Raw genomic sequence first — 4,194 nt, 5'->3', positions numbered from 1 at the left:
GATTGCAGAAAGGACTCGACCCCACAGACAAGGCGGTCCGCGTGGCGAATTATTGCCGCAACATGCGGCATGACGTGGAGGTGCTCGCCCACAGTTGCGGCGTGCCGCATCCGCGGCGGCTCAGGCGTTTCCATGTGCGTATCGTCGGACCTGACGGCGTTTCGCGTCCGCTAAGCGAACTCTATCCGACAGACGATCCTGCGGATTCGAACGCTCTCGCGGCCCGCAACGCGAGTTTGAGGGCCGCGAAGACGTCGAGCGCAGAGAGCGCGACTTTGCCAACGACCCCTCGGCAGTGAAGCGCCCAAGGTTATGCGCGGTTCGCGTCTCCGGAACACGGTCGCGGGGCGGAGGTCGGCGCTACGCAAGGCCGATGGCTTCGCGCCGGCCCGCAACATTCACCGCTCCCAAACGGCGAAGACCAACCATCAATGCAAGCTCAGAGCTTGGACGAGACGTGGGGCGACGTCAGATGCTGTCCGGAACGGTCATGGCCGCGTGACAAGCTTGTCTTCGGCGAAGCGCACAGGCCCCGAATAGGATGCGTGGATTGAATCTTCCACTTCCTGCCGATTTTGCTCGGTCGCCGGAGACAGATGCGCCAACAAAACCGCTGAAACCTTGGCCTCCGCGGCGACGCGTCCTATGGCGCCGGGCGGCGAATGGAACGAATAAAGAATCGGCGGCGCTTTAGGCGGATCGAGCACCGCGCTGTTGAAGACGAGGAGCGAAGCGCCGCTGGCTATTTTGCGCAGATTGTCGAGACCCTTCTCATCCATGTCGCCGCTGAACACGATCTGCTTCCCGCCATAGTCGATCCGATAGGCCACCGCCGGCGCGTCGCCATGGTGCCCGGAGATCGCGCGGATCGTCAGTCCCTGTTCGTCGAAAATCACTTGCGGCTTGTCCTGCGCGCCGGTCCGCGCCGGGAGGTCGACGGTTTCGAATGTAATCCGCCCGGCAAAATCCGGCAGATAGGCGAAAGCGCCTTCGGGGCCGAACATCAAATCCATGAAGCGGCGCGTCGACGGAAAATAGGTGATCTGGCCCTGTTTTCCTGAGCCTTCGGGACCGAAAACGCGGAAGCGGATCGGCCGGTGCAAAGCGACCGCGCGCGCCTTGATGATGCCCGGCAGTTCGCTCACATGATCCGCATTGAGATGGGTCAAGAGCACGATATCGATCTTGTCCAGCGACAATTTGCTTTCGCCCAATCGGACAAAGGATCCCGGGCCGGCGTCGACGAGAATCCGCGGTTCGCCGTGGATCAGGATCAGATGGCTCGACCCGGCGCGACCCAAGGCCCCGGGCCCTCCTGAACCGAGCGTCACCAGTTCGAGGGCAGGCGCAGATGCGTTTTGCGCGCTCGCCTGCGCGCGGATCGAATTGGATGAGGCGAAGACCAGAAATGGTGCGACCACCACAAGCATAATGGGAAACCGGGAATGATCGCCCCGCGCGCCGCTTCCTTCAAACGCGGTCGTCGCTGGCGTCGAGTCCGTCCGATTGAAGGCCAAAAACCGCGAACCAGCCGTTTGCGTCCTGCCAGACATGCGCGATGCGCCAGCCGCTTTCCATCGCCAGATCCTGAAAGCCGACATGATCGTATTTCCTTGAGCTTTCGGTGTGAATGGATTCGCCCGGAAGGAAGTCGAACGCGTGATCGTCCAGCAAGACGCTTTGTCGGTCGCGGCTGACGAGATGCATTTCCACCGCTGCATCCTGTTCGCTCCATCGCGCTTCGTGGAAGAAGTTCTCGACTGCGAAATTCGCGCCGAGTTCGCGATTGATCCGCTCGAGCAGATTGAGATTGAAGGCCGCGGTGACGCCTTCCCTGTCGTCGTAGGCGCGCAGCAGTCTCGCCTTGTCTTTCTTCAGATCGACGCCGACGATCGCGCGTCCCTGCCCGTCCAGGTGCTGGCGGAGACGCGACAGAAAGGCGACGGCGTCGCGACGGTCGAAATTGCCAAGCGTCGAGCCGGGAAAAAAGCCGGCCCGGGGCGCGTCCGGCAGGTCTTCGGGCAGGTCGAAATCCTCGGCGAAATTGGCCGAGACCGGCATGACGGTCAGTCCAGGAAAAAGCATCCCGATCCGCGCGGTGGTCGCCGCCAGCATTTCTCCGGCAATGTCGATTGGCGCGTAAACCGCACGCCGATCCATGACGCTGATCAGATATTCCGCCTTGCGCCCGGCGCCCGCGCCATAATCCAGCAACACGCTGTTTCGACCGCAGAACTCCGCAATCTCCAATCGATGTCGCGCAAGGATCTCCAGTTCCGCGCGGGTGAGATAATAGTCGTCCAGGGCCGTGATCGCCTCGAATAATTCGGAACCCCGCTCATCATAGAGCCAGCAGCAGGGAATGGATTTTTGCGGGCGGCGCAAGCCTTCGAGCACGTCGGCGAGGAAAGCCTCGCTTGAGCGAAGCTCGACGGGGCGAGAGTCGATCGGCGCGTCAGTCATCCTCACGATCCTTTGCTAGCCGCAGGCCGGAAAACTGCCAGCGCGCGTCGGGAGGGAAAAAATTGCGGTAGCTTGGCCGGATGTGGCTCGAGGGCGTAACGCAGGACCCGCCGCGCAGCACAAATTGTCCGCACATGAACTTGCCATTATATTCGCCGGCGGCGCCTTCGTTCCGACGGAAATGCGGATAAGGCGAAAAGGCGCTGGACGTCCATTCCCAGACATCGCCGAACATCTGCCCCAGCGCGTCAGCCCTGTGCCGCGCCGGCGCCGGGCGCCAGAGGCCTGATTCCGCGAAATTTCCCTTGCGCGGCGCGGTCATCGCCGCATGTTCCCACTCCCCTTCCGTGGGCAGGCGGCGGCCGGCCCAGCGGGCGAAGGCCTCCGCCTCAAAAAAACTGACATGGCAAACCGGCGCGCCGGGGTCCACCGGCTGCGGCCCGGCCAGCGTCATCGTCCAATATTCGCCGTCGCGGTCTTCCCAGTAGAGGGGGGCGCGCCAATCGTCCGCCAGGCGTTTCGCCCAGCCGTCCGACAACCAAAGCAAGGGTTTCGAATAGCCGCCATCGGCGATGAATTCGATCCATTCCGCATTGGTGACGAGCCTGTTCGCCAATTGGTGCGGCTCCAGGAGAACGCGATGCCTCGGGCGCTCGCAATCAAAGGCGAAACCCTCCTCTTCTGCGCCGATGGAGATTTCCCCTCCCGCAAAGGCGGCGAACGCGCATTTTCCCGGCGCGGCCGACGAGACCGGGGGATCGGCGGCGCGATAGGTTGGGCGAAGCGGGTTTTGCGCAAGGAGATGAAGGATGTCGGTGAACATCAATTCCTGGTGCTGCTGTTCGTGATGGCAGCCCAATTCGATGATCGCCAGGACATCTGGGGACGGCTTGGAACGCGCCAGATCCTCGATCGCGGCGTCGACATGGTCGCGATAGGCCAGGATTTCGCTGACGTCAGGCCGCGTGATCAGGCCGCGACGCGGACGCGCCACCCGCGAACCGAAGGTTTCGTAATAGGAATTGAACAGTTCGCCGAAACGGCTGTCGAATTCGCGATAAAGCTGGAGATGAGGCTTGAGAGCCAGCGTCTCGAAAAACCAACTGGTATGCGCCAGATGCCATTTGGTGGGGCTAGCGTCGGGCATGGACTGCACCGTCGCATCCGCTTCGGACAGCGGTTCGGCGATTTTCAGGCTCGCCTTGCGAACAAAATGAAAGAACGACAGCAGGCCGGAAGCGTCTGAAGCCAAATCGCGCCCCCCGATCACAATTCCTTGCTTTTGGCGGAGCGAAAACGGGGGATGTCGGCAGGACAGGCCCCGGGCCCACTCCACGAATATACGCGGCTTACGCTAGAAAGTTGGCATTTGTGCGAGACGATAGGCCCGCTGCATAACCTGGGTTGCGAACACATTGGCCAAGTCAGTAAGGCCGTGGTCCAGATTGCGCCGAATCTCACGAAATTTCCAGCGCTCCGCGCCGATGTGACGCAATGATTGTTGGGGCTCTGGGCCCGCCGACGCCTTCAGCTTGTCCGGGTTGGCGAATCTGACAAATGTTCGTGAAGGATGAAACCCTCAAGCGGATCGTGATCGCGCTCCGATGGCCGTTCGGCCAGGACTTGCCGGGCGTCGGCGAGGCCGGCGTTCCAGCGCGTCCGGATTCCCGAGGCGCTGAAATCGATGTCCTTGGTCTGGTCCTCGCCGTTGACCGGAGGCGCGAGCAATCG

General features: G+C 62.0%; 4 protein-coding genes and 1 pseudogene. 1 reads left to right on the top strand and 4 read right to left on the bottom strand.

Annotated features, from left to right (window positions below):
* Positions 1–299 (top strand): annotated as a pseudogene (locus tag ACE3S9_RS15835) (hypothetical protein); the annotation flags it as partial.
* Positions 300–488: 189 nt separating this feature from the next.
* Here ACE3S9_RS15835 and ACE3S9_RS15830 read toward each other — a convergent pair.
* The 4 genes from ACE3S9_RS15830 to ACE3S9_RS15815 all read right to left on the bottom strand — a co-directional run.
* Positions 489–1,430, bottom strand: coding sequence for an MBL fold metallo-hydrolase (locus tag ACE3S9_RS15830; RefSeq protein ID WP_374547441.1), 942 nt, complete (start codon positions 1,428–1,430; stop codon positions 489–491).
* A 40-nt stretch (positions 1,431–1,470) separates the two neighbouring features.
* Complete coding sequence (gene egtD, locus ACE3S9_RS15825) at positions 1,471–2,463, bottom strand: L-histidine N(alpha)-methyltransferase (RefSeq protein WP_374547440.1); 993 nt, start codon at positions 2,461–2,463, stop codon at positions 1,471–1,473.
* Positions 2,456–3,715 (bottom strand): ergothioneine biosynthesis protein EgtB, encoded by a 1,260-nt coding sequence (gene egtB / locus ACE3S9_RS15820; RefSeq protein WP_374547439.1) that lies wholly within the window; start codon positions 3,713–3,715, stop codon positions 2,456–2,458. The genes egtD and egtB overlap by 8 nt, the downstream gene beginning before the upstream one ends.
* 275 nt (positions 3,716–3,990) lie before the next feature.
* On the bottom strand, positions 3,991–4,194 hold a 204-nt coding region (locus ACE3S9_RS15815), incomplete at its 5' end, for a DUF3734 domain-containing protein (RefSeq protein ID WP_374547438.1).

This window comes from Rhodoblastus sp. (assembly GCF_041915505.1).
GTDB lineage: Bacteria > Pseudomonadota > Alphaproteobacteria > Rhizobiales > Beijerinckiaceae > Rhodoblastus.
This window is presented reverse-complemented; position numbering and strand designations above follow the sequence as displayed.